This is a genomic window from Nocardiopsis terrae (assembly GCF_014651695.1).
In the GTDB taxonomy this organism is placed as follows: Bacteria; Actinomycetota; Actinomycetes; order Streptosporangiales; family Streptosporangiaceae; genus Nocardiopsis; species Nocardiopsis terrae.
The window spans coordinates 245869-270522 of record NZ_BMXJ01000008.1 but is presented as its reverse complement, the minus strand read 5'-3'; the positions used below and the strand labels follow the sequence as shown (position 1 = coordinate 270522).

The 24654-nt window shown below is 65.4% G+C and carries 19 protein-coding genes and 2 pseudogenes; 19 read left to right on the top strand and 2 right to left on the bottom strand.

Translation table 11 applies throughout. The features are described 5' to 3' along the window. Positions 1 to 23: 23 nt before the first annotated feature. Together IE195_RS23050 and IE195_RS23045 are read left to right on the top strand one after the other, a co-directional pair. On the top strand, positions 24 to 1250 hold the full coding sequence (locus IE195_RS23050) for a methionine adenosyltransferase (RefSeq protein WP_229826406.1): 1227 nt from the start codon (positions 24 to 26) through the stop codon (positions 1248 to 1250). 4 nt (positions 1251 to 1254) lie between these two features. Then, positions 1255 to 2157 carry a sulfatase-like hydrolase/transferase gene (locus IE195_RS23045; RefSeq protein ID WP_191275139.1) on the top strand — a complete coding sequence of 301 codons (903 nt, stop codon included), beginning with the start codon at positions 1255 to 1257 and terminating at the stop codon, positions 2155 to 2157. A gap of 1270 nt (positions 2158 to 3427) precedes the next feature. On the opposite strand, the gene gltX is transcribed toward IE195_RS23045, so the two are convergent. Continuing rightward, the gene (gene gltX / locus IE195_RS23040; protein WP_191275137.1) at positions 3428 to 4843 is read right to left on the bottom strand and encodes a glutamate--tRNA ligase; all 1416 of its coding nucleotides are present in this window, start codon (positions 4841 to 4843) and stop codon (positions 3428 to 3430) included. A gap of 167 nt (positions 4844 to 5010) precedes the next feature. Here gltX and IE195_RS23035 point away from each other — a divergent pair, with 167 nt between their 5' ends. The 12 genes and pseudogenes from IE195_RS23035 (at position 5011) to IE195_RS22985 (ending at position 18509) form a co-directional block, all read left to right on the top strand. Continuing rightward, positions 5011 to 5427: an NUDIX hydrolase gene (locus tag IE195_RS23035; RefSeq protein ID WP_191275136.1), complete on the top strand. Its 417-nt coding sequence runs from the start codon at positions 5011 to 5013 to the stop codon at positions 5425 to 5427. Beyond that, on the top strand, positions 5424 to 5888 hold the full coding sequence (locus tag IE195_RS23030; RefSeq protein WP_191275133.1) for a hypothetical protein: 465 nt from the start codon (positions 5424 to 5426) through the stop codon (positions 5886 to 5888). The genes IE195_RS23035 and IE195_RS23030 overlap by 4 nt, the downstream gene beginning before the upstream one ends. Before the next feature lie 110 nt (positions 5889 to 5998). Then, complete coding sequence (locus IE195_RS23025) at positions 5999 to 6577, top strand: hypothetical protein (protein WP_191275131.1); 579 nt, start codon at positions 5999 to 6001, stop codon at positions 6575 to 6577. Between the two features lie 258 nt (positions 6578 to 6835). Then, complete coding sequence (locus IE195_RS23020; RefSeq protein WP_191275129.1) at positions 6836 to 9268, top strand: type I restriction-modification system subunit M; 2433 nt, start codon at positions 6836 to 6838, stop codon at positions 9266 to 9268. A gap of 2 nt (positions 9269 to 9270) precedes the next feature. After that, positions 9271 to 10485 carry a restriction endonuclease subunit S gene (locus IE195_RS23015; protein WP_191275127.1) on the top strand — a complete coding sequence of 405 codons (1215 nt, stop codon included), beginning with the start codon at positions 9271 to 9273 and terminating at the stop codon, positions 10483 to 10485. Beyond that, positions 10482 to 13568 (top strand): type I restriction endonuclease subunit R, encoded by a 3087-nt coding sequence (locus tag IE195_RS23010; RefSeq protein ID WP_191275125.1) that lies wholly within the window; start codon positions 10482 to 10484, stop codon positions 13566 to 13568. The genes IE195_RS23015 and IE195_RS23010 overlap by 4 nt, the downstream gene beginning before the upstream one ends. Continuing rightward, positions 13555 to 14277: a M48 family metallopeptidase gene (locus tag IE195_RS23005; protein WP_191275123.1), complete on the top strand. Its 723-nt coding sequence runs from the start codon at positions 13555 to 13557 to the stop codon at positions 14275 to 14277. Before IE195_RS23010 ends, IE195_RS23005 begins: the two co-directional genes overlap by 14 nt. A gap of 654 nt (positions 14278 to 14931) precedes the next feature. Beyond that, entirely contained in the window at positions 14932 to 15480 is a 549-nt protein-coding gene (locus tag IE195_RS23000; protein WP_268249193.1) for a type IV toxin-antitoxin system AbiEi family antitoxin domain-containing protein, read from the top strand. Next, positions 15477 to 16364 carry a nucleotidyl transferase AbiEii/AbiGii toxin family protein gene (locus IE195_RS22995; protein ID WP_191275121.1) on the top strand — a complete coding sequence of 296 codons (888 nt, stop codon included), beginning with the start codon at positions 15477 to 15479 and terminating at the stop codon, positions 16362 to 16364. The genes IE195_RS23000 and IE195_RS22995 overlap by 4 nt, the downstream gene beginning before the upstream one ends. A gap of 162 nt (positions 16365 to 16526) precedes the next feature. Continuing rightward, positions 16527 to 17216, top strand: a complete 690-nt coding sequence (locus IE195_RS26355; protein ID WP_225942508.1) for a hypothetical protein — start codon at positions 16527 to 16529, stop codon at positions 17214 to 17216. A 32-nt stretch (positions 17217 to 17248) separates the two neighbouring features. Then, positions 17249 to 17644: pseudogene (locus IE195_RS26350) on the top strand (site-specific integrase); the annotation flags it as partial. Between the two features lie 394 nt (positions 17645 to 18038). After that, positions 18039 to 18509, top strand: a complete 471-nt coding sequence (locus tag IE195_RS22985; protein ID WP_225942509.1) for a hypothetical protein — start codon at positions 18039 to 18041, stop codon at positions 18507 to 18509. A gap of 331 nt (positions 18510 to 18840) precedes the next feature. Here the strand turns inward: IE195_RS22985 and IE195_RS22980 are convergent, their stop codons facing one another. Further along, complete coding sequence (locus tag IE195_RS22980) at positions 18841 to 19509, bottom strand: YdcF family protein (protein WP_191275117.1); 669 nt, start codon at positions 19507 to 19509, stop codon at positions 18841 to 18843. 186 nt (positions 19510 to 19695) lie between these two features. On the opposite strand from IE195_RS22980, the gene IE195_RS22975 reads away from it, so the two are divergent. The 5 genes and pseudogenes from IE195_RS22975 to IE195_RS22960 all read left to right on the top strand — a co-directional run bounded on the left by IE195_RS22975 (position 19696) and on the right by IE195_RS22960 (position 24363). Continuing rightward, positions 19696 to 20343, top strand: coding sequence for a mycothiol-dependent nitroreductase Rv2466c family protein (locus tag IE195_RS22975; RefSeq protein ID WP_191275114.1), 648 nt, complete (start codon positions 19696 to 19698; stop codon positions 20341 to 20343). A gap of 157 nt (positions 20344 to 20500) precedes the next feature. After that, a complete protein-coding gene (locus tag IE195_RS22970; protein WP_191275112.1) occupies positions 20501 to 21244 on the top strand; it encodes an NUDIX hydrolase in 744 nt (247 codons plus the stop codon). After that, positions 21241 to 21903 (top strand): annotated as a pseudogene (locus IE195_RS26345) (5'-methylthioadenosine/S-adenosylhomocysteine nucleosidase family protein); the annotation flags it as partial. The gene IE195_RS22970 and the pseudogene IE195_RS26345, both read left to right, overlap by 4 nt. Before the next feature lie 196 nt (positions 21904 to 22099). Further along, positions 22100 to 22387 carry a hypothetical protein gene (locus tag IE195_RS26340; RefSeq protein WP_229826409.1) on the top strand — a complete coding sequence of 96 codons (288 nt, stop codon included), beginning with the start codon at positions 22100 to 22102 and terminating at the stop codon, positions 22385 to 22387. Next, a complete protein-coding gene (locus tag IE195_RS22960; RefSeq protein ID WP_191275110.1) occupies positions 22384 to 24363 on the top strand; it encodes a hypothetical protein in 1980 nt (659 codons plus the stop codon). The genes IE195_RS26340 and IE195_RS22960 overlap by 4 nt, the downstream gene beginning before the upstream one ends. The last annotated feature ends 291 nt before the right edge of the window (positions 24364 to 24654 follow it).

Below are 24654 nucleotides of genomic sequence, written 5' to 3'. Positions count from 1 at the left end.
TGCGCATCACTTGCCATGAAGAGATGCTTTTTCCCGTAGGGAGCACCAGCTTCAACGTGGTCGAACGCAAGGGCGTCGGCCACCCGGACTCGCTCGCCGACCTCATCGCGGAGGAGTTCTCTCGCCGCTACTCGCTTCACGGACTTGACCGCTTCGGCGCGGTCCCGAACCACTGGGTGGACAAGGTTGCTCTGATCGGCGCTGAAGCAGAGGTCGCCTTCGGCGGCTACACGATCCACAAGCCCATCAGCGCCTACCTGTTCGGCAAAGTGACGCGAGCGGTGGGCACCGAGGCCCTCCCCATCGAGGACCTCTTCAGAGCAACGGTCGAAAGCGTGCTGGTGGAAGCGACCGGTTGCGACCAGATCATCGGCTCCGTGCGCAGCTTCGTGGAGAACACCGCGGGTGTCGGAGTAGACCACCCCGCTTCCTTCTACCGCCCCTCGGCTGGTAGCGGGTGCCGTATCGCTTCGGTGGGCGCTCTGGCCAATGACACAGCCTTCTGTAGCGCCTACTCGCCGGCTGATCCTCTGGACGTCTTGGCGATCGACGTGGAGAACCACGTCAACAGTCCTTCCTTCAGGAATGCGCTCAGCGGCCTGGGTTCCGACGTCAAAGTGATGTTGACCAGGGCGGCGGACGTCCTGGAGGCGACGGTCTGCTTGCCGGTGTATCCCCGTGCGGTCGGCTCGCACCGTGAGTACACGGCCCTGATCGCCGAAGCGTACGAGCGCCTTGACAGCTTCGTCAACGAACACCCGGCCGTGCGACAGCGTCCGTGGCTCACGCGGCTGAGCGTCAACACCAAGGACCACGGCAGCGGCGCCTATCTTGCGCCGTTCGGCACCTCCTTGGGCAAGGGCGACTGCGGACTCGTCGGACGCGGCAACAAGGCCAACGGAGTGATCTCCGCCAGTGGCGGCGCGGGGGTCGAGGCCCTGGCCGGCAAGAACCCGGTGCACCACACCGGAAAGCTGTACACGCTCGCCTCCGCGCGCCTGGCAGACCGTATCCACGCCAAGCTCGGCCTGCCCAACGAGGTCGTGCTGGTGTCGCGCAACGGTGACCGCCTGGACCAGCCGTCGTTCGTCGGTGTCCGGCTCGCACGGCGAGGTAACCGCCTCGACCGCAGCGCCGTCGAGGAGTTGACCGCCCAGACCCTGGCCGAACTTCCCCTGCTCTCCGAGCGCCTACTCGCCCTGTCCCCGATCGACCGTTTCCGAGACCCGTCCCTGGTACTGGAGGTGTGAGGCGATGACGAACTCCGATCTAGCCGACCGCAGCGTCGTCCTCGTCACCCTGGATTCCTGCCGGTACGACGTCGCGGCGAGCGCGCACACCCCGAACCTGGCAAAGCTCGGTCCGCTACTGCGAGCTGAGAGCCCGGGGACCTACACGCTCCCCACCCACGCCGCACTGTTCAACGGCTACCTGCCCCGGCCGGCCTCGGGCCCCTTCCCTCTCGGTGGGCGCGGCGTGGACGCGATCTGGCGTTCAGCGGCGGCCCGGCCCTCCAAACGGTCCTCCGCTATCCCTTTCGGTGGCCCCACCTTGATGGCTCACTACGCCGAGAGGGGTTACAGGGTGCTCGGGGCGGGCGGTGTGACCTTCTTCGACGCCTCCGAGCCCGCGAACAGTCTGCCGGGCCTGTTCCCGGAGTTCCTCTACTTCGGCCGTCCCGCACGATCGGCTGCCACTGCGGAAACCCGAATCACCGATCGCGAGGAGCAACTGCCGCTGGCCCACACCCGCAAGCTCGCGGAGCTGTGTCTGGAGGCCGAACGGTTCTTCCTCTTCGTCAACTGCCCCAGCACGCACATCCCTTACACGACGCCGTGGAGCCCCCTCACTGACCGCAGCAGGGAACTCCTCCGACGCCTCTACCTGTTGCATGACGGCCGAGCGATCGGCTCAGGAGAGGACGCCTTGGAGGACCGGGACGTCCAGGCGCTACTGCAGATGCAGAGGCATGCTCTGGAGTGGGCTGATTCCCGTCTGGGTGACCTGTTCTCACGGCTGGGTGCACGGCGCCCCTTGGTCGTGGTGTGCGCCGATCACGGCGAGGAGTTCGGGGAAGGCGGCAGGTTCGGGCACGGTCATCCGCACCCGATGGTCTCCACCGTGCCCCTGTGGTGCGGCCTGCTGGGCGAAGGGTGACCGACGTGGCCTTCGACCCGTGGTTCACACATCCAGCGATAGCCCATGCGGCCTCAAAGGAAATCCGCACACGCCTGGGCATTTCTCCCAACCACACTTCGTTCCGCGCCGGGGTGCTGCGCACCCACCTGCTCACTGCCCTGTTCGCGCACAACGCCGCACGACACCTCGGCTTTCAGGCACACGTGGCCATCCGCTGGGACGACAGCGACAGCCGACGCAGCCGAAACGAACACCGGCAGCACCTGCTCAACGAGCTCACTCAGGTCGCGCAAATACCGATCCAGGATGAGAAGAACGCCTTACGGCAGAGCCAGCGTGGTGACCGTTACGGCGAGGCCCTGCGGAAGTTGGAAGCACTACGGCTCCTGGTGACGGAGCGGGGACTCCCCTGCCTGGACGTGGCCGCTGTCGATCGGTCCATGAAGGCAGAAGGGGTCTGCCCCGAGTCCCTGACCGCCTACACGTCCATGAACGCCCCCGTCCCCCGCGCTCCCGCCCAGAACATGGTGCCCCTCATGCGCGGTGACGGCCGTGCCCTGTGGCACCTGGCCACGGTGGTGGACGACATCGACAACCGGACTAACCTCGTCGTCCGGGGAGCTGACAAGCGGGACGCCACACCCATCCAGGTCCGCTTGTACTGGGCTCTCAGCGGCGGGCGGACTCCTCCGTCCCACCTGTTCCTGCCCAAGCTGCTGGAGCCGGGACCTTCGGCACCACGGGTCGTCGGCCTCCTCAGACGAGGTGTTCGCCCTTCGGCTCTGCGGTGCTTCCTGGCTCAGCCGTACCTGGTCAACTCAACGAAGCCCATGGGAAGAACAGGTTTCTCCGCCTTGGTGGATCAGCTGTGTTCAGCTCTTCCGTTGCTCGGCGACGCCTTTCTGGACGAAGGGCACCTACACTCCCTGGACCGAAGAATCTCGGCAGCTCTCGACCCGAAGGAATCCCAGCAAGAGCTACGCGCCTACCACCCGGGCGCCCCCGCGCACGTCATCGCCTGGGTCACCCGCCACTACCCGAGGCCGCTGCTCCAGCAGAGCCGACTATGCCGGGCACTCACCGACACGGCTATCGACTACGAAGAGCCCCCGAAACAGGCCGAAGAGGCTGCGCGGTGGCTGGAAGCCTGGTCTCGTGGCAGCGCGAAGGGCCCGGTTCCACATCCGGTTCGCTGGGTACTCACCGGACAGCGGAGCGGGCCCCGAGCCTCAGAACTCCTGAAAGTCCTTCCTTCTCGCTTGGTAGCCGCGCGCCTGGGTGCGGCTCGTCAGGCGTTGAGCCGCTCCAACGCCGCACGCAGGCGCTCCAGCGTGCGCTCCCTGCCCAGCAGTTCCAGCGACTCGAAGAGCGGCAGCCCGACCGTGCGGCCGGTCACCGCTACCCGAACCGGCGCCTGAGCCTTGCCGAGCTTGAGCCCTTGGGCGGCCCCGGCCTGTTCAAGGGCTCCCTTGAGAGACTCGGGTTCCCAGTCCAAGGACTCGTCCGAGTAGGTGGCGATCGCAGCGGTGAGCATCTCCGCGCCGATACCGGGCTTCATGGCCTTGGCCCAGCTCTTGTCGTCGAAGACGGGCGAGTCCAGGAACAGGAAGTCGACGTTGGGCACGACCTCACTGAGCACCGCCACCCGGCTCTGCGCCAGCGGAGCGATCCGCGCGAACACATCCGCGTCGAAGTCCTCCGGCCGCCACGGAACCCCCTCGCCCTCCAGGTAGGGGGCGCAGCGCTTGACGAACTCGTCCACCTCCAGGGCGCGGATGTAGTCGCCGTTGAAGGCCCGCAGCTTCTTCTCGTCGAAGAACGCCGGCGAGGAGTTGACGTCGGCCAGATCGAAGAGCGGGATCATCTCCTCGATCGGCATGATCTCCCGATCCTCACCCGGTGCCCAGCCCAGCAGCATCAGGTAGTTGACCATGGTCTCTGGCAGGAAGCCCTCGGCCTGGTAGGACTCCATCGCGACCTTGTCACGCCGCTTGGACAGCTTCTGGCGCTTGTCGTTCACCAGCACGGGGGCGTGCGCCCACACCGGCGGGGTGTGCCCCAGCGCCTGCCACAGCAACTGCTGCTTGGGGGTGTTGGACAGGTGCTCCTCGCCCCGAATGACGTGCGTGATGCCCATCTCGACATCGTCCACCACGTTGGCCAGGACGAACAAGGCCGTGCCGTCACCTCGGGCGATGACGAAGTCCTCCAAGGCCTCATGCGGAAACTCCACCCGGCCCCGGATCTGGTCCTCGACCACGGTCGGACCACCCTCGGGGATGCGGAAGCGCAGAGCCCGCCCCGGCCCGGCTTCCAGGCCGCGGTCCCGGCAGAATCCGTCGTATCCCAGGTTGGGGTTGTCCCGGCGGGCCTGGACCTGCTCGCGTTTGCAGTCGCAGTAGTAGGCCAGCCCTTCCTTCAACAGGCGCTGGGCGGCCTCGGTGTGCTGGTCGGCGTGCTCGGTCTGGGAGTAGGGGCCCTCGTACTGGGTGGAGTCCACGCCCAGCCAGGCCATCGCGGCCAGGATGCCCTCGGTCCACTCGGGGCGGGAGCGGGCGGCGTCGGTGTCCTCGATCCGCAGCACCATGGTGCCGCCGGATTGTTGTGCGACCACCCAGTTCAGCAGCAGGGACCGGGCGTTGCCCACGTGGAACATGCCGGTCGGGGACGGTGCGAACCTGGTGCGAATCGAGGTGTCAGTCACCCCACAGAGCCTAGCGCGATCCACTGCTGTACCGGGGCAGGATAACGATGGTCCGAAGCATCCGAAGTCGCGATCAGTGAGTTCGCCGGACACGACCCCGTACAGCTCAGTTCCCCTGTTTACTTCACGGGTACCAAACCCACACGCCTTCGAAAGCGAGCCCTTCCGTGTCCGACACCCCTTACATCCCGCGCACGTACCCCGTCTCGGTCAAGGGCGTCGTCATCCGTGACAACAGAGTGCTGCTGTTGCGCAACGAGCGCAATGAGTGGGAGCTGCCCGGCGGCAAGATCGAGATCGGCGAGACCCCCGAGGGGTGCCTGGCCCGGGAGGTCGAGGAGGAGACGGGCTGGCCGGTGCGGGTGGTCGAGATCCTCGACTCGTGGATTTACCACATCACGCAGGTGGACCGGCACGTCTTCATCGTCACCTACGGGTGCCGCGTCGACTCCCACGCCCCGGTTGTGGTCTCCAGCGAACACAAGGAGGCCGGGCTATTCACCGAAGCCCAGGTCCCCGACCTGCCGATGCCGGAAGGCTACAAGCGGTCGGCCCTGGCCTGGTTCTCCCGATCCCGGGCTTGAACACCGCGCCCGCCGTCCGTTGGCTCTGGCTACTGCCCGAGGCACGCCAGGTCCTGGAGGCGCGGGAGCTGGCGGTGATCCTCCGCTGCTACCGAAAGCTGACCGGTTTGTCCCAATCGGCAATGGGCGAGCTCCTGGGATACAACCCCTCCTACGTCTCCCTGCTGGAGCGGCGACAGCGCACCATCAACGACCGTCAAGGGCTGTCGCCCGCCAGCCGGGCCCTGGCCATCCCACCGCACGCCCTGGAAATCACGGCCGAGGAGGACGCCGACTTCCTCGCCGCGCTCCAGTTCGGGGAGTCGACCGAGCGACTCGCAGCAATCGCACGGCAGGCCGGACGCGCTGTTAAGGCAGTCGAGGAGCTGTGGCCACTGGTGGCCCGGCTGGAGGCCCGTCTGAGGGAGGAGCGGGTCGACTACGGCAGGCCCGTGCGCGAGCGACCCTCAGCACTTCGTTAGGGCATGCGCTGGCGGAGGAACGGCTGTACCTCGCTGCGTCCTGGACAGGCCGGGCCACTCGGCTCGCGCGGCATCTGGACGACGGTGCCTTCCTCGGACACGTGCTGCGGATGCACGGCAACGAACTAAGGAAGGCGGGTCGCGGCGGGGCCGCCATCGCGCGGCTGACCGAGGCAGCCGAGCTCTCCCGCAACGGCCAGGAACGCGGCCAGACCCTGATCCTCCTCGCCCGCGCGGCGGGAGAACAAGGAAACGCGGTCCTGCTTGACGACTCCGTAACCGCCGCCGAGCGATTGATGGACACGGCGGGGCCCAGCGGGATCCTCTTCGCCCCCTTCTCCCTGCGAGAGGTACATATGAGGGGCCTGATGGGAATCGGACGCGCGGCCATGGCAGCGGGACTGGCTCAGTCACGTCCAGGATCGGGGGAAGCTCCGGCACCTCAGTGGGCGGCCATCGAGGCGGTCACCTCGGCCGACACCTTGTCGGCTGCGGGGGACCTCTGCAGCGCACACGCTCTGTACGACAAAGCGCTGTCGCTCGCCGTGCGCCACAGGCTGCCGCACCAGGTTCAACGCGTCGTAAGAAGCGCGGGAACGGTCGGGCTCGAGGAGATCCAAGCCGAAGCCATAGCGCGCCTTCGTGATCTTGGGCAACACCGCACACCTGCTGATTCCCTCACCATCTGACATGGAACGGAGGGTTCAAGCAGCGTTGCCCCCACAGCGAACAGAAATCGCGGCTGGCTGACGGCCACACCAGAGCCCTCTCACACCTGGCTCAGAGCAGGCGTCCTCAGAGCGGGGACGAGGGTCGTCGCTTGATGGCATGCTTCTGTTGGAGGATATGGGCTCCCCGAGCCCATCCCCGTTCACACGTTCGAGACAGTAGCAACGTCGGCGCAGACATATGCCGGGAGTCGACGCGCGACAGATAGAAGGAAACCAGTGGCCCTCAAGAAGTCGGATCTCTACAGCTCGCTCTGGAAGAGCTGTGACGAGCTTCGCGGCGGCATGGACGCCAGCCAGTACAAGGACTACATCCTGACACTGCTGTTCGTGAAGTACGTGACGGACAAGGCCAAGGCCGAGCCAGACGCCCTGATCGAGGTGCCCCCGCGCGGCTCCTTCGACGACATCGTCGCGCTCAAGGGCGACAAGGAGATCGGCGACAAGATCAACAAGATCATCGCCAGGCTCGCCGAGGCCAACCAGCTGGTGACGGTCTTCGACGCCGCCAACTTCAACGACGAGGAGAAGCTCGGCAAGGGCCAGGAGATGCAGGACCGCCTCTCCAAACTCGTGGCGATCTTCGCTGACCTGGACTTCCGGGGCAGCCGCGCTGGGGGAGACGACCTGCTCGGGGACGCCTACGAGTACCTGATGCGGCACTTCGCCACCGAGTCCGGCAAGTCCAAGGGCCAGTTCTACACCCCGGCCGAGGTCTCGCGCGTCCTGGCCAAGATCGTCGGCATCGGGCCGGACACCGCGCAGGACGATACGGTCTATGACCCCACCTGCGGCTCAGGATCGCTGCTACTCAAAGTGGCCGAGGAGGCGCCGCGAGGCATCAGCATCTACGGCCAGGAGAAGGACAACGCCACCTGGGCGTTGGCCAAGATGAACATGATCCTCCACAGCAACGAGGACGCGGGGATCTACAAGGGTGACACGATCACCAGCCCTCACTTCACTAACGGTGACCGGCTAGATACCTTCGACTTCGCCGTCGCCAACCCGCCGTTCTCTATCAAGTCGTGGAGCAACGGCCTGGAGAACGACTACGGCCGGTTCGAGTTCGGTCGCCCGCCGGAGAAGAACGGCGATTACGCCTTCCTCCTACACATTCTCAAGTCCCTCAAGAGCAACGGCAAGGCGGCGGTCATCCTTCCGCACGGCGTGCTCTTCCGCGCTAACGCCGAAGCCGTCATCCGCAAGGAGCTCCTGCGTCGCGGCTACATCAAGGGCATCATCGGCCTGCCGGCCAACCTCTTCTATGGCACCGGCATCCCAGCCTGCATCGTGGTCCTCGACAAGGAGAATGCCCAGGCGCGGACTGGCGTGTTCATGATCGACGCCTCCAAGGGGTTCATCAAGGACGGCAACAAGAACCGCCTCCGCAACCAGGACATCCACAAGGTCGTCGACGTTTTCAACAAGCGGACCGAGGTCGAGCGCTACTCGCGCATGGTGCCGCTCCACGAGATCGCCGATCCAAAGAATGACTACAATCTCAACATCCCGCGTTACATCGATTCCTCCGAGCCGGAGGACATCCAGGACCTCGGCGCCCACCTGCGCGGCGGCATCCCGAACCGCGACCTGGACGCGCTCAACAGGTATTGGGGGGCGTTTCCGAGCCTTCGCGGCACGCTCTTCAAGCCGAACCGCCCCGGCTACAGCGACCTGGCGGTCGATGTGGGCGAGGTGCAACAGACCATTCTGGACTTCGACGAGTTCCAGAAGTTCGCCGCCGAGGTGCGCGGGCAAGTGGCGAGCTGGTTCGCCGACCACCGGCCGATCCTTCAGGCGCTGAACGCCGACACCGTCCCCAAGAACCTGATCTCCCACATCAGCGAGGACCTGCTGGCCCGGTTCAAGGACACCCCTCTGCTCGACGAGTACGACGTGTACGAGCAACTCATGACGTACTGGCATGGCGTCATGCACGATGACGTCTTCCTCGTCATGAACGAGGGATGGCGGGATGCTGCCATGCCCCGCCAGGCCATCGAGGACAAGGAGCGCAAGCTATCCGAGTCACCAGACCTGGTTGTTGGTTCGGGGCGCAAGGCCGTCAAGTACAAGATGGACCTCATCCCCCCCGCGCTCGTCATCGCCCGGTACTTCACCGACGAGCAGGCTGAAGTGAACAGGTTGAACACGGTGGTTGAGGAAGCCAGCCGCGCCGTCGAGGAGTATACCGAGGAGCACGTAGTCGAGGACGGGCTTCTCGCCGAGGCGATGGATGATGGCAAGATCTCCAAGGCCCTGGCTACGGCCCAGCTCAAGGTGGCACGGCACGAGAAGGCCGACCCCGAGGAGATCGAGGCGCTCCAGCATGTGGTCAAGCTGTACAACGAGGAAGCCCAGGCCAAGAAGACCGCGAAGGAGGCCCAGGCCGCCCTCGACCTGGCGATCCTGAAGAAGTACGGCGACCTCAACCTGCCCGATATCAAGCAACTCGTACTCGACGACAAGTGGGCGGCCACGCTCCGCGATCGCATCACTAGCGAAGCCAACGCACTGACGCTCGATCTTGTCGCACGGATCCAGGAGCTTGGCGAGCGCTACGCCGAGACAGTCGAAACCCTCGATGCCGAACTAGAGAAACTGGAATCCAAGATAGCCGGACACTTGGCAGATATGGGGGTCGTCTGATCGTGGCTACGGAACGCAAGGCACTTGGCCAGCTGCTCCGGCGCCCACCTCGCTATGGCGTCAACGCAGCGGCCGTCCCACTGGCCCCAGATATTCCTACGTATGTCCGGATTACCGACATCGATGATTCAGGTCGCTTCACGCCTAACCCCAAGGTTGGGGTCGTTCACGCGAGCGCAGAGAATTACCGGTTGACCCCGGGGGAGCTGGTCTTTGCGCGGACCGGCGCCAGTGTTGGCAAATCCTATCTGTATGATTCGCGTGACGGCGAACTCGTCTATGCCGGATTCTTGATCAACGTCGCGCCGGACCCTAATTTACTCAATCCGAAATACCTAGCACTCTTTACGCAGAGTAAGGAATATTGGGACTGGGTCACTCGGACATCGGTTCGGAGCGGTCAACCGGGCATCAATGGGCGTGAGTACGCACAGCTTCCGATTCCTCTGCCGGACATCGCTACACAGGATGCGATCGCCGAAACAATGGCAGATGTCGACGATCTGATCGCTGCCATCGAACGGATGATCGCCAAGAAGCAAGCGATCAAGCAGGGCATGCTGCAGCAACTCCTGACCGGAAAGATCACCTTCACGAGTTCACCGATCCCTGGGAGCGAAGCTACCCTTGGGGTGATTACGAACTGGCTGTCAGGCGGGACGCCGGACCGCAATAATCCGACCTACTGGGGTGGGACGATCCCGTGGATAAGTGCAGCAACTCTTAAGAATTCACGCGTGCACGAATCCGATAAGAATCTCACGGAGGCTGGACTACACGCTGGCAGCAAACTCGCTCCGACTGGCGCAACTCTTGTCCTCGTACGTGGAATGGCTTTGCATCGTGAGGCCCGCATCGGGATGGCGACTCGCCCGGTCAGTTTCAACCAAGATGTTAAGGCGCTGATCCCCAAGGCTGGCATCCTACCCGAATACCTCTTGTACGCGATTCAGGCGCGAAGTACCCAAGTGCTCGATCTGGTGTCATCGGCTGGAAGTGGAACTGGTGTACTAAATACACAACTACTAAAGCGACTTCCCATTTGGCTTCCAGATGAGGCTACCCAACGCAAGATTGTCACGGCTGTTGACTCAACTGATCGCCAGATTGAGGCTCTTGATCGTTTGCTTTGCAAGATGCAAGCGATCAAACAGGGCATGCTGCAAGAGCTTCTGACTGGCCGCACACGCCTACCCGTAAAGGAGAACACAGTATGAGCGACGTCGGCCAGGTCGAACGCAAGACGCAGGACCGTGTCATCAGGTTGTTCCAGGAGTCGTTGGGCTACGACTACCTCGGCAACTGGGAGTACCGGAATGACAGCTCCAACATCGAGGTCGAGTTCCTCTCTCGTAACCTCCGCTCCCGGGGTTATGACGACAACCTCATCAACAAGGCGATCGACAAGCTCAGGAAAGACGCCGCCCTCGGTGGCGGCCGTGACCTGTACGAGGCTAACCGCGACGTCTACGGGCTCCTGCGCTATGGGGTGAAGGTCAAGCCCAGCGTGGGCGAGCGGACGGAAACGGTGTGGCTCATCGACTGGGAGCGTCCGGAGGCCAACGACTTCGCGCTGGCCGAGGAAGTCACGGTGCGCGGCCACAACACCAAGCGTCCGGACATCGTCCTCTACGTCAACGGCATCGCCCTGGGCACGATTGAGCTGAAGCGTTCGAAGGTCGGTGTCTCCGAAGGTATCCGGCAAAGCTACGGGAACCAGAGCCCCGACTTCATCCGGTCGTTCTTCAGCACGGTGCAGTTCGTCATGGCAGGAAACGACGTGGAGGGGCTGCGCTACAGCGCCATCGACACGCCGGAGAAGTACTGGCTGGCCTGGCGTGAGACCTCTGACATCGACAACCCGCTTGACCGCGCCTTGACCCAGTTGTGCTCGAAGGAGCGCCTGCTGGAGCTGATGCATGACTTCATGGTCTTCGATGCGGGGCAGAAGAAGACCTGCCGTCACAACCAGTACTTCGGGGTCAAGGCCGCACAGGCGCGCATCGCCAAACGCGAGGGCGGCATCATCTGGCACACCCAGGGTTCTGGCAAGTCCTTGACCATGGTGTGGCTGGCTAAGTGGATTCGTGAGAATCAGCAGGACGCCCGCGTGCTGATCATCACCGACCGCACCGAGCTCGACGACCAGATCGAGAAGGTCTTCCGAGGGGTCAGCGAGTCGATCTACCGCACCAAAAGCGCCGCCGACATGCTGGCCACCCTCAACTCCAACGAGAAGTGGCTGATCTGCTCGCTGGTGCACAAGTTCCGGGAGGGCGAGAACGGGACCGCCTCCGGCCAGGATGAGGATGCCTTCCTCCGTGAGCTGAGCACGACCGTCCCCAAGGACTTCCATGCCAAGGGCAACATCTTCGTCTTCGTTGACGAGGCCCACCGGACCCAGTCCGGCAAGATGCACGACGCGATGAAGGATCTTCTGCCAGGCGCGATGTTCGTCGGCTTCACTGGCACACCGCTACTCAAGGCGGACAAGAGCACCACGATGGAGCGCTTCGGCAGCTTCATCCACATCTACAAGTTCAACGAGGCCGTGGCCGACGGTGTTGTGCTGGACCTGCGTTACGAGGCGCGCAACATCGATCAGGAGCTGACCTCGCATGAGCATGTGGACAGATGGTTCGAGGCCAAAACCAAGGGCATGACGGACCTGTCTCGCGCCGAGCTCAAGAAGCGCTGGGGCACCATGCAGAAGGTGGCCAGCTCCGAGCCACGTATCCGGCAGATCGTCAGCGACATCCTGCTCGACATGGAAACCAAGCCACGTCTGTCCGATGGCCGCGGCAACGCGATGCTCGTCTGTTCGAGCATCTACCAGGCGTGCAAGTTCTACGAGCTGTTCTCTCAGGCCGGGTTCAAGGGCAAGTGCGCGGTCGTCACCTCCTATGCCCCGCAGGCGGGCGACATCTCCAAGGAGGACTCCGGTCACGGCGCCACCGAGCGCCTGCGCCAATACCAGATCTATCGGCAGATGCTCGCCGACCACTTCGACGAACCGGCCGACGTGGCGATGCACAAGGTCGCGCGGTTCGAGGAGGAGGTCAAGAAGCGTTTCCTCGATGATCCCGGGCAGATGCGTCTGCTCATCGTCGTCGACAAGCTTCTGACCGGCTTCGACGCTCCGAGCGCGACCTACCTCTACATCGACAAGAAGATGCGTGACCACGGCCTGTTCCAGGCGATCTGCCGGGTCAACCGCCTCGACGGTGATGACAAGGACTACGGGTACATCGTCGACTACCGCGACCTGTTCAACTCGTTGGAGTCGGCGATCACCAACTACACTGGCGGTGCTCTGGAGGGCTACGAGAAGAAGGACATCGAGGGGCTGCTGTCCGACCGGATCACCCAGGCCCGGGAGGCCCTCGATGAGTCCCTGGAGAAGGTACGGGCCCTGTGTGAGCCGGTCAAACCCCCCAAGGGAACCCTTCAGTACCAGCGGTACTTCTGTGCCGTTGAGCAGGGAAACGCCGAACAGCTCAAGGCCAACGAGCCCAAGCGGGTCGAGCTCTACAAGGCGGTCTCGGCTCTGACCCGAGCGTACGGCAACCTCGCCAATGAGATGTCAGCCGCTGGCTATAGCGATAGTGAGGCCGCCGAGATCAGGGGCGAGATCGAGCACTATGCCAACGTCCGGGCCGAGGTCAAGCTCGGCGCTGGCGAGAATGTCGACTTCAAGCAGTACGAGGCCGGCATGCGTCACCTGCTCAACAGCTACATCAGCGCCCAGCCCTCCCAGGTGGTCTCGGACCTCCAGGAAACCGGGCTCATCGGGTTGATTGTCGAGATGGGGGCCGGTGCGCTCAACAAGCTTCCCGACGGCATCAAGCGCAACCCCGAAGCGGTGGCGGAGACGATCACCAACAATATGCGCAAGCTCATCATCGACGAGCGCGCGATGAACCCGAAGTACTACGACAAGATGTCCGCGCTGCTCGACGGCATCCTGGAGGAGAGACGCCAGGGGGCCTTGGAGTACGAGGAGTATCTCACGGCACTGGTGGAACACGCGGCCAACCTCGGCAAGGGGGAGTCGGATACCAGGTACCCTGAGTGGGCCGACAACAGCGCGCGAAGAGCCTTGGTGGACTTCTTCCACCCATTTATCGACATTGCCATCAAGGTCGACGTGACCGTCAGGCATACCAAGCCGGACTCCTGGGTCGGAAATAAGATCAAGGAAAAGAAGGTCAAGCGAGCCATCGTCCGAGAGCTCCCCGAAGACTTCGACCGGATCGACGAACTGATGAATCTGATCAAATCACGCAATGAGTATCGTTAGTACTCGCCTGACGATTATCGGCATCAACATCGATGTCGTATACAAGGACATCAAGAATCTGCATATCGGCGTCTACCCGCCTTTGGGCCGAGTGCGGGTGGCCGCCCCCCTTCACTTTGACGATGAGCGTGTCCGACTAGCGGTGATCCAACGGCTTCCATGGATCAAGCGTCAGCGCGAACAGCTTCGCTCAGCCGATCGCCAGACGACACGGGAGATGGTGCCGGGTGAGACGCACTATGTGTGGGGCGCTCGCCGCCGCCTCAAGGTGGTGGAGCGCCCCGGGCGGGCCCATTTCGAGGTGGACGGCGATCGGCTCGTGTTGTACGCGCCAGATGGCACCTCGGCCGAACGGCGGCGTGAGTTGCTGGACCAGTGGTACCGGGGGCAGTTGCGGCGGGTCGTCCCGGATCTCATCGCCAAGTGGGAGCGGGTGCTGGACGTGTCAGTGCCACGGTGGAGCATCAGGCGCATGAAGACCAAGTGGGGATCATGCAATCGCGAGACCGGACATATCTGGTTCAATGTTGAGCTCGCCAAGAAGAACCCATACTGCCTGGAGTACGTCGTTGTCCACGAGATGATGCATCACCTCGAACGCAACCACGGCGCTCGCTTCACTAGACTCATGGATAAGTTCATGCCGAATTGGCGGAGCCTCCGCGACCAGCTAAATAATGCGCCACTCGCACAGGAGCAGTGGGCATGACTCGGACAGAAGCCTTCCAAGCTACAGACGAAAATCTCGCGGAGCACCATCGTTCTCCACCGACCCACTGGTGCACCCGTGAGGGTGCACCAAACGGGCCGAAGGTGTGCACCCGGAGGGTGCACCCCTCCCAGCGGAACCCAGAGCAACGCGGCACAACCGAGCACCCACCTCCGCCCCTACCTGCGAGTTCTCGCATCACCGCAGGTCATACCACTCCCCCACCAGCATTCAAGTCCCGTCACTCACCCCAGAGGCTCAAGCCCCTGACCAGCGCAAACGCGCAAGGGTCAGGGGCTTTTGCGTTGTCGGGGGTGCACCGGAGGGTGCACGGGACCCACAACCCGGGCGGGTGAGTGTGTACCGCCCATCCCGTCACTCACCGATGCGGCGAGGGTTCACGCCCGTGCACCCCCGACCCGAACCCGTCCCGAAACGGCCCATACCCGCCACCAGTAGGCACTTGCGGATCGACCGGACACCCGTCCTGGCCTGTGGAAAGATTGTCGAGAACCTCCACCCGCCCCTTCTCCACGAGCATCCGAGCGGGTCCGTGGATCCCCTGGACCAGACACTTGCCTTGTGAAACAAAACGTATACAGATAATGTTACCTGTATACGGAACGGATCACGGAGGTGAGCGCCTTGGAGATCGTGCGACCCAAGCAGACGCCCGACCTCGGCATGTCCAAGAGCACCCTGTACCGCGCCGCCCACGAGGGAAAGTACGAGCGCATCGCACGAGGCATCTACCGCTCCGCCGACGCACCGGCTGCGGACTGGGATTGGATCGAAGCAGCGACCCGCCGACCCGAGGCAACGATCTGTCTCACCTCCGCGCTGGCCTACCACGACCTGACCGACTCCATCCCGGACGCCGTGGACATCGCGATCCCGCGCGGCACCCGCATTCCGGCAACCCGAGCCGCGATCAAGTGGCACCTGCTCGCGAAGCAGACCTTCAGCCTCGGACGCTCTGAGATCCCCATTCCAGGGTCGGAACTGCACATCGGCATCTATTCGCCCGAGCGCAGCATCGCGGACGCGTTCCGGCTCCGGGGCGACCTCGGGTACGAACTGGGAAGGGACGCCCTGCGCGAATGGCTCCGCCGTGGCGGCAAGCCGGCCCGCCTCATGTCGGTCGCCGCCCGCCTTCCCCGGGCGAAGGGCCCGGTCCTGCAAGCACTGGAGGTGCTCACGTGACCAGTGGCGATGAGGTGTTCCGGCAGATCCAGAAGAAGGCCAGGGCGGCCTCGGCCACAGAAGGCAGACCCGCACCGACAGCCGAGTACCTCACCAGGCACGCGCTCGAATCCTTCCTCGACCGGCTGACCCGAACGGCGCACAAGGACGACTTCGTGTTGAAGGGCGGCATCCTCCTCGCTGTCTACGGAGTCCGTCGTCCGACCAAGGACGTCGACGCGGAGGCGATCAGGACCACGGTCACACCTGAGGTCATAACGCAGGTCATCCGTGACGTGGCCGAAGTCCGAGTTCCCGACGGCCTGGTCTTCGATCTCGAGACGATGCGCGTGCAGGAGATCCGCGACCAGGCGGACTACCCGGGTCTGCGCATGCGGGTCACCACCTATATCGGCTCCCAGAAGACCGTCGTCGCCTGGGACATCTCGACCGGAGACCCGATCGTCCCGTCGCCGAAGCCGGTCAAAGTACCCCGCATCCTCGGGGGCGAGATCGAGATGCTCGGTTACGCCCCCGAGACCACGGTGGCCGAGAAGGGCGTGACGATCCTGGAACGCGGCATCACCAGCACCCGCTGGCGCGACTTCGTCGACATCGTCCAGTTGGCAGCGCAGCACGACATCGACGAGGACCAACTGCTGGAGTCCGCGCGAGCCGTCGCCCGCTACCGCAAAGTCGAACTCGGGCCGATCTCACCCGTGATAGAGGGGTACGGCGCCATCGGGCAGACCAAGTGGGCGGCGTGGCGGCGCAAGGAAGGCCTTGAGGACATCAGCGAAGCCAGCCTCGACGACCAGATGGCGAAGGTCGCGGAAGTGATCGATCCCGTGTTCTCGCATGGTCCGGGCACCGCCACCACGAAGGCGTCGACCACCGGCATCTAGCCAGAGCCTGGTACACGGCTACGAAATCCAGCAAACCAGTCATCCCTGACATCAGCGGCGACATGCGGATGAGTCGGACACTCCTGCTGGCCTGCGAAAAGATTGTCAAGAGCCTTCGCCGATTCCCTTCGCTTCCGCCCACAACCAAGCGATGGTCCACGCATGGCAACCATCAACCAGCGCAAACTAGCCGACGGGCGCACCCGCTACTGGGTCAAATGGCGGCTCGGCGGCACCCGCACCGGGGCACCCCAGTCCGAACCCTTCGACACCCGCGCCGACGCCCACACCTTCAAACTCCACGTCGAAGCCGCCGGCCACCAGTGGCCCGAGAACTGGATACCCCGCCGGGGCTGGGCCGAGGGATGGGTCCCCGGCCACGGATGGATCAAGGTCGAGGAAGAGGACGAGCCCGAGGCCGAACCGGTGCTGTTCGCCGACTTCGCCCGCGAGCTCATCGACTCCATGACCGGCATCGCCGAACGCACCCGCGCCGACTACCACCGCGAACTCGAACTCCACCTGATCCCCCGCTTCGGGAAGGTGAACCTGCGCGATGCCGCCCAGCTCAAACCCAAGGACGTCCGCGCCTGGGTCAACCAGCTACGCACCGGCACCCCCGATCCCAAGGCCTCCTACCGCACCCCCAACCCCAGCCGGGGCCGCAAGAAGGAACCGGGGTGGCTGCGCAAACCCCTGGCGACCAAGTTCATCCACAACCTGCACGGGCTGCTCTTCTCCATCTGCGAGGCCGCCGTACGCGAGGACCCGCCCATCCGGCCCTCCAACCCCGCCGCCCGCACCCGGCTGCCCCGCGCCGACCACGAGGCCGACACCGAGATGTGCTTTTGACCCGTGAGGAGTTCACCCTGCTCCGGGACTCGATGCACCCGGACGTACGCGACATGGTCGAGGTGTTCGTGCGCACCGGCATGCGCTACAGCGAACTGGTCGCCCTGCAGGTCCGCGACGTCAGCTTCACCCCGACCATCGACCACGACGGACAGCAGCAGGTGCGCGGGCACCTGGACGTGCGCCGGGCCTGGAAGCGCGGACCGAACAACACCTTCCACCTGGGGGCGCCCAAGACCCGCAGCTCCCGGCGGCGCCTGCCGCTCTCACCGCGCACCATCGACCTGCTACGCCCCAGGCTGGAGGGAAAGAAGCCCGAGGAGTTCGTCTTCACCACCGACCAGGGGTCCTGGTGGCGGCACTCCTCCTTCTACGGCCGCCGCTGGACACCCGGCGTCAAGGAGGCCCAACGGCGCGGGCTGGGCAAGAAGCCGCGCATCCACGACCTGCGCCACACCCACGTGGCATGGCTGATCGAGAAGGACGTGCACGTGTTCAAGGACGGTGCTGCGATTGCACCACACGCAGCTGGCAGCAGACGAGGCCCCTGGCTTGCAGCCCCTTGTGTCCAGAGTCCAAGCCCAGATCCTGAAATCTCTGTGCCCGCCCCCCGACACGAAGCGTGTTCGAATGACAACTACACTACGCTTTGCACCTACTTCAGCGGTTCCGTCCCGCGGGCCACGGCACGAGCCGACCGCGGCGGGGCTTCCCCTCATCCTCACCACGAAGGCCCCCATGTACCCCCAGCCTCCGCACCCCGGTCCGACCCCTTCCTTGGAGCAGGCCCCCGCTCCCGGCCCGGTAAACATCGTGGCCGTGATGCTCTGGCTCACCGTGACCGTCGCGCTGATCGTTCTCACCATCAACATGGCCACCGCGCCCATGGCCGGCGTGGAGCCCGGCTACGCGTTCGGCGCCTCGCTGCACTACCTCGTGATCGCCGCGCTCCTGGGTGTGACCGCGGTCCCCCTCATCCGCGGCTATTCCTGGGCGCGGACCATGACCAAGGTCGTCCTGATCATCCAGATCGTCCTGCAGTCGCTCTCCATGCTCGGCGGAACCGGTTTCTTCTGGGCGCTGCTCCTGCTCCCGATGGCCATTATCGCGCTGGTCAAGCTGCACCACCCCCTGTCCAAGTGGTTCTTCGCGGTCCACAACCCGGCGGCCAACCAGGAGTACCTGCGCCAGCACGCGGTGCACTACTACCCACAGCAGCAGTACCCGCCGCAGGGTTACGGCCAGCAGCCCCCGCAGTACGGCCCCTGGAACCAGAACCCCCACCAGCAGTAACGTGGTCGGTGCGCGCACCGACCACGGCGGAGAACCGGTCAGGTGCTGTCGTGGTCCCGTGGGCGCTGCCAGGACTGGCTGGACCACTCTCAGTGGAAGAAGCCCGCGACCCCGTGCCCCGCCCTGCGGCCGAACGGAATGGAGCGCCTTCACCGAGACCGCCCGTCCCACGACCTCCCCGTGTTCCAGGTAGAGCGTTGTCCCCTCCCGGCATGCGCGTTTCCCCTGAACACCCCTGAGCGCGAGCCGGAGGCCGTCGCTGTTGCGAGCGAGGCCGCCTCGTGGAACCCGTACCCGGCGGGCGAAGTGATCCCAGTTCCTCCGACCGAGGTCAGCTCTGGATCAGGCGGCTGTCGAACCCTGATGCCACGAGGGCCCCGTAGGCCTCACGCACCGTCCGGGGGACGTCCTGCCCGATGGCGAACCCGAGCTTGGGATACTCCATCACCCGCTGCAGGTCACCGACCATCATGTCGATGACGAGCCCGGCGTCCCCGACCTCCCTGACGTAGTCGCCCAGGCCCAGCGGTGCGGAGGCGCACGCCACCTCGACCTCGGGCCACAGCTTCCGGGCGGTGGCGAAGGCGCGCCGTTCCATGTAGGGCATGCAGACCAGGAGCACGGTGGCGGGGACGATGCCGTTCGCCGCCAGGGCCCGGCGGGAGAAGGTGATGTTCTGGCCGGTGTTCGACGCCTCCGACTCCACCAGGATCACGGAGTCGGGGACACCGAGTTCCAGGGCCCGCTCGCGGAAGTGCACCGCCTCCCCCGCCGGAAACACCTTCGCGGTCGAGGGGCTGTTCCCTCCGGTGAACACCAGAGCCGGGAAGAGCCCGGCGTGGTACAGCTCGGCGGCGTACTCCGCGACGCCGATGTCGTTGCAGCCCAGAGCAATCGCCACGTCACACGGCCGCGTCCGGTGGCGCATGCGGTGGTACTCCCAGACCGATTCCGCGTGCCGCCACTGCTCCCGGGTGATGGTCCGTGCGTCGTCCACCACGTGTTCCTCCTCTGGTCATCGGACCAGGTCTCCTGCTCGACCCTGCCGCCCACCGGTTTCCGTCTCCACCACACCTCGGCACGCTGGCCGGGCTGCTGCCGGTGTTCGGCGTCGGGGCCGGGGCGCTGTCGTTCACACTGGCAGTCCACCCCGAGAAACAGCAGACCCTGTTCCGAAGGAAAGACCATGACGACACGGACCGTGGACTTCTGGTTCGACCCGGCCTGCCCCTACACCTGGCTCACCTCGCGGTGGCTCCTGGAGGCGGCGAAGGTCCGGCCCCTGGAGGTGCGCTGGCGCATCATGAGCCTGTCGGTGCTCAACGAGGACCGCGACGACGACCCGGAAGGCGACCCCGAGGGCTACCTCTGGATACCCGTGCGCATCTGCGCGGCGGTGCTGCGCGAGCACGGTCAGGCGGCACTCGGCGATTTCTACGCAGCGCTCTGGGCGGACCGCGGCGGCGACGGGAAGCAGTGGCTCAACGATCCCGCTACCGCGCTGGTCGATGCGGGGCTGCCCGCGGAGCTGGCCGAGGCCGGGGCGTCGGACGCCCATGACGATGCGGTGCGCGCCTCGCACTCCGAGGGCGTCGCCCTGCTCGGCGAACGCACCGGCACCCCGATCGTCGCTGTCTCAGCGCCGGAAGATGGGGCTGGAGCACCGGTCGCGTTCAATGGTCCTGTCATCTCCCGGGTTCCCCGGGGCGAGGAGGCGGGCCGTCTGTGGGACGGGGCGCTGCTGATGGCGGGCGTTCCGGGCTTCCACGAGCTCAGGGGTACGCCCGCCGACCCGAACCCCGACGTCGGCGGCTGGGACGCCGATCCGGCGTAACGGGGTCCGTGGCGGGCGCATGACAGCGAGCACTTGGAAACCACCAGAAACATCAGCCACATGGGCTGATGATCGGCACACCAGCCAAAGAGCGACCACGGGCACCAATTTCCGGAAACTGCTTTTTGTTGAACTGACAAGAAGCTAGGCTCGCGGCATGCCGAACGAAACGTGGCAACCACCCCCCGTACTGCTGACCGTCGACCTGGTGATCCTGACCCTGCGGTCATCGACCCTCCACGTCCTGGTCATCGAGAGGGGCATCGCCCCCTACAAGGGCCACTGGGCCCTTCCCGGAGGGTTCATCTCGGACGCGGGCGAGGACATCGTCGACGCGGCACGAAGGGAACTCCGCGAAGAGGCCGACCTCGACGCGACCTCGCTGCATCTGGAGCAGTTGGGCACCTACGGCCGCCCCGACAGGGACCCGCGCGGGCGCATCGTCTCCGTCGCCCACCTCGCCATCGCGCCGGGGCTGCCGGAACCGGAAGCGGGCACCGACGCCTCGGCGGCCTCCTGGTGCCCCGTCGAAGAATTCACCTCGGGTCGAAGATCCCTCGCCTTCGACCACCACCAGATCCTGGACGACGGCCTGGAACGCGCCCGCACGAAGATCGAACACACCTCGCTGGCCACGGCTTTCTGCGACGAAACCTTCACCATCACCGACCTGCAACGCGTGTACGAGGCGGTGTGGGGCTTCGAACTCGACCCGCGCAACTTCTACCGCAAGGTCCAAGCGGTACCCGGCTTCCTCACCCCCGTCGGCTCGGACAGACGCACCACCAGAGGACGCCCCGCCCGCCTGTTCCAAGCCGGCCCCGAGCACCTGCTGCGCCCCCCGATGATGCGTCCCCTGCCCCCGGACCAGAACCCCCCGACCCAGAGCGAGACGAAATGACGAGCAACGACCTTGTGGTGGTCCTGACCGCCCTGAACCTGGAATACGAAGCCGTACGCGAGCGCCTCGCCTCCCCCGAGCTGTACCGGCACCCCCGGGGCACCCGGTTCGAAGTCGGCTCCCTGCCCGGCGGCCGCGGACGCGTCGTCCTCGGTCTGACCGGCAAGGGCAACCAGTCCTCCGCCGTTCTGACGGAAAGGGCCATCCAGGAATTCTCACCCGCCGCCCTGCTCTTCGTCGGAGTGGCCGGAGCCCTGTGGGACACACCGCTCGGTGACGTGGTCGTCGGCACGCACGTGTACGCCTACCACGGCGGGACCAGCGAGGACGACGGGCTCAAGGCCCGGCCCCGTGCGTGGGAGTCACCGCACGAGATCAGCCAGACGGCCGCGCACCTGGCCAGGACCGGTTCCTGGGACCGGTTCACCCCCGCGGAGCGGCCCCGGCCACGGGTGCACTTCGGCCCCATCGCCGCCGGGGAGGTCGTGCAGAACTCCCGTGTCTCCCACGAGGCCGAATGGATCAGGCAGACCTTCAACGACGCCCTGGCGGTGGAGATGGAGGGGGCGGGGATCGCCCAGGCAGGGCACCTGAGCGCGACACCGGTCGCGGTCGTGCGCGGAATCAGTGATCGCGCGGACGGCGCCAAGGCCACCGAGGCGGATCGGAAGTGGCAGCCGATCGCCGCCGCGAACGCCGCCGCCTTCGCCCTCGAACTCGCCACCGAACTCATCGAAGCGGAGCCACCCAGCATGCGCGAGAACAGCACCCCCCCGCGACTCCGGCAGTGTCACCAACACCGCCCATGGCAGCGTCGGGGTCCAGGCCGGTCACGTCAGCGGCGGCACGTTCCACGTGGCGCTCAACTCCGCCGGGCCCGCCCCCGTCGATCTTCCCGACCAGCTCGCTGCGCTGCGGGAGGAAGTGTCCCGGGAGCGCTCCGCGGGCCGCATCGACGAGGAGACCCACGAGGCGGCCTCGAACGAACTCGACATCGCGAGCAAGGGAATCGAGGAGGCCACGCCTCAGGGCAGGAAGACCTCGCTGCTGGCCCTGAAGCGACTCATGGGGCTCCTGGGTGATCTGGCGTCGCTGGCCACCAAGGTCGGCACGCTGATCACCGCGGTGAAGGGGCTCTCATGAACGGATCCGACACCTTCAACACCGCCGAACCCGGTTCCACGGTCGGAGCCCAGGTCGGACAGATGCACAACTCCCAGATCTATGTCGTGGGCCCCGACGAACCGCCCGAGCGCGAATACGAGGTCGGATGCCACTACCTCGCCGACGGGGTCCCGAGCAAGGCGAGGGAGCATCTGGAACGGGCCCGCGCACGCGGTTTCGAGGGTCCGGAGGTCCTCTTTCACCAGGCACTGGCCCTCCTCAGCAAACGCTCCTACCGGGACCTCACGAAGGAGGACAAGGCGGTTCTGGCGAACCTGTCAGTTCGCGGAGTATCGGTCTCCCGCGACGGATGGAGGCGAGGCCTCGGGGTCGTCTTCACACTGCTGTCCTGCGTGGACGGCTCCAACGGCGACACCGGCGCCGCGGTGGCCGAGCTGGAAGCTCTGCCCGCCACACAGCGCGACCTGATCCTGCGCCACCTCGACCTGGTTCTCACCGGCGGCATGAAACAGTCCGTGTGGCACCGGGTCAGGGAGAACGCCAAGGAAGCGCGGTTCTCCAACGACCGGGTGAACCGTGTCTGGGCCTATTTCGAAGCCGAACCCGCGGGGCCCCGGACAGAGCATCCCAAGCCGTACTCGATCAGTGGCCGGGACTTCTTCGGCGGGCTACTCCTCGCGGCGGCGTCCCTGTTCCCCGTCGCGATCATGACCGGTTCCGCCCTGTCGCAGGGAAGTCTGACAGCGCTGCTCGCCTGCCTCACCATGCTCGTCTTCGGTCCGGTCGCGGGATGGCACGTCGCCTCCTGGCACCACCGGCACCGACGCAGGCTCGCCCTGGCGCACGCATACGGTTACGGACGCTCCCCCTCGCCTCCTCCCAAGGGCGGTTTCGCTGAACAGGTGGAACGCGAGTTCGACCACTACTTCGCCAAGTACGCCCCCGACCCGCTCACCAGGAACGCCTGGTCGGAGCGGACGAAGGGCGTGCGCCGCTGCCTGCGTGACGAGGTGGTCCGGATCTACCGGGAGACCGGAGTCGAGGCCGATCAGGTGAAATGGCTGATCCGGTTCCTGGTGCGGGACGTGCGGAAGCGCCTGCGCACAGGACAGCCAGTGGAGCCGGAGGAGATCCACCGTGTGGATTCGGCGCTCAAGCTCCGGTGCGCGGTCCTGTGCCTGTTCACGGCCGCGGCGACGACGGCGGTAGTGGGCATCGCGCTCCAGCAGGCACCGGTCTCCACCGCGGGCTGCCTGCTGTTCACCGTGATCGCCGCCAGGTTCGCTGTCCCCTTGTGGCTGAGGATCCACAGTGAACGCCGACGTTTCGGTGAGGAGTCCCAGGAGCGCAAAGCCGTCGACGCCGCCCGCAAGGCGGAGTACGAGAGGTGGAGGAACAAGCTCGGCCGCCTGCGTCCCCATGAGGACGAGATGGAGGCCTGGCTGAGCGCGGACAAGACCCTGATCCTCGAAGAAACCCTGATGAGCCACCGTCTGGTCTGGCACGAGATCGTCGCCCACGCCTTTCTGCCGACTCCGAAACGGCCCTGCAGGTCAGCGCACGTGAGCAAGGGCCCCTGGCGCTATTCGAGGTACGAGATCAGGGTCTTCCTGGTCACCGAGGAAGGCGTCCGGGAGGCCACAGCCGTCCTCGATTTCTCGCGGTCCCGGTGGCGGACCACGTCACGGAAGAACTACAGGTTCGACGCGGTCTCCTCGGTGCAGGTGGAGATAGCGAGCACACGCCGCTACACCCTGAACATCACCCTGAACAACGGGCCGTCGGAGAGCATCGTGGTGTCCGAGGCCCCCAACCTCGACGCGGTGGTGGACGAGGAGTCGCAGTCCGAAGCTCCCGATATCAACCTCGAAACCGCCGGGTTCTCCCACACGCTCCGAGTCCTCGAAGGCATCGCGGCCGAGGGCAAACCGTGGTTCGGGCGTGCCGTGGAACCACCTTCCGCCGACCCGTCCGATCCGCCTGCGGCCGCCTGAAGCCCAGACCGGAAGGCTCGGTATTCCCGAGTGGAATCTTCCTCATGGTTCCCGTCTGCGAACGGCAGCCCCTGGGGTGCCCCGCGAGGGTGCACCGCGGGGGCGGTTCGCGTGCGCCACGGCACGAGGGGACGGGTACCGCGGGTGTCCACCCGGGGCCGCCGAACCCCGTACGGACGCCGGTGGCGGCCCGGAATCCTCCTGTGTGGTGCCCACGCACACAGGTGGTTCCGGACCACCGCGGCTCCCCGGCCAGAAGCCCTACCCGGCTCCAGGCGTGGGTGCGTCCGG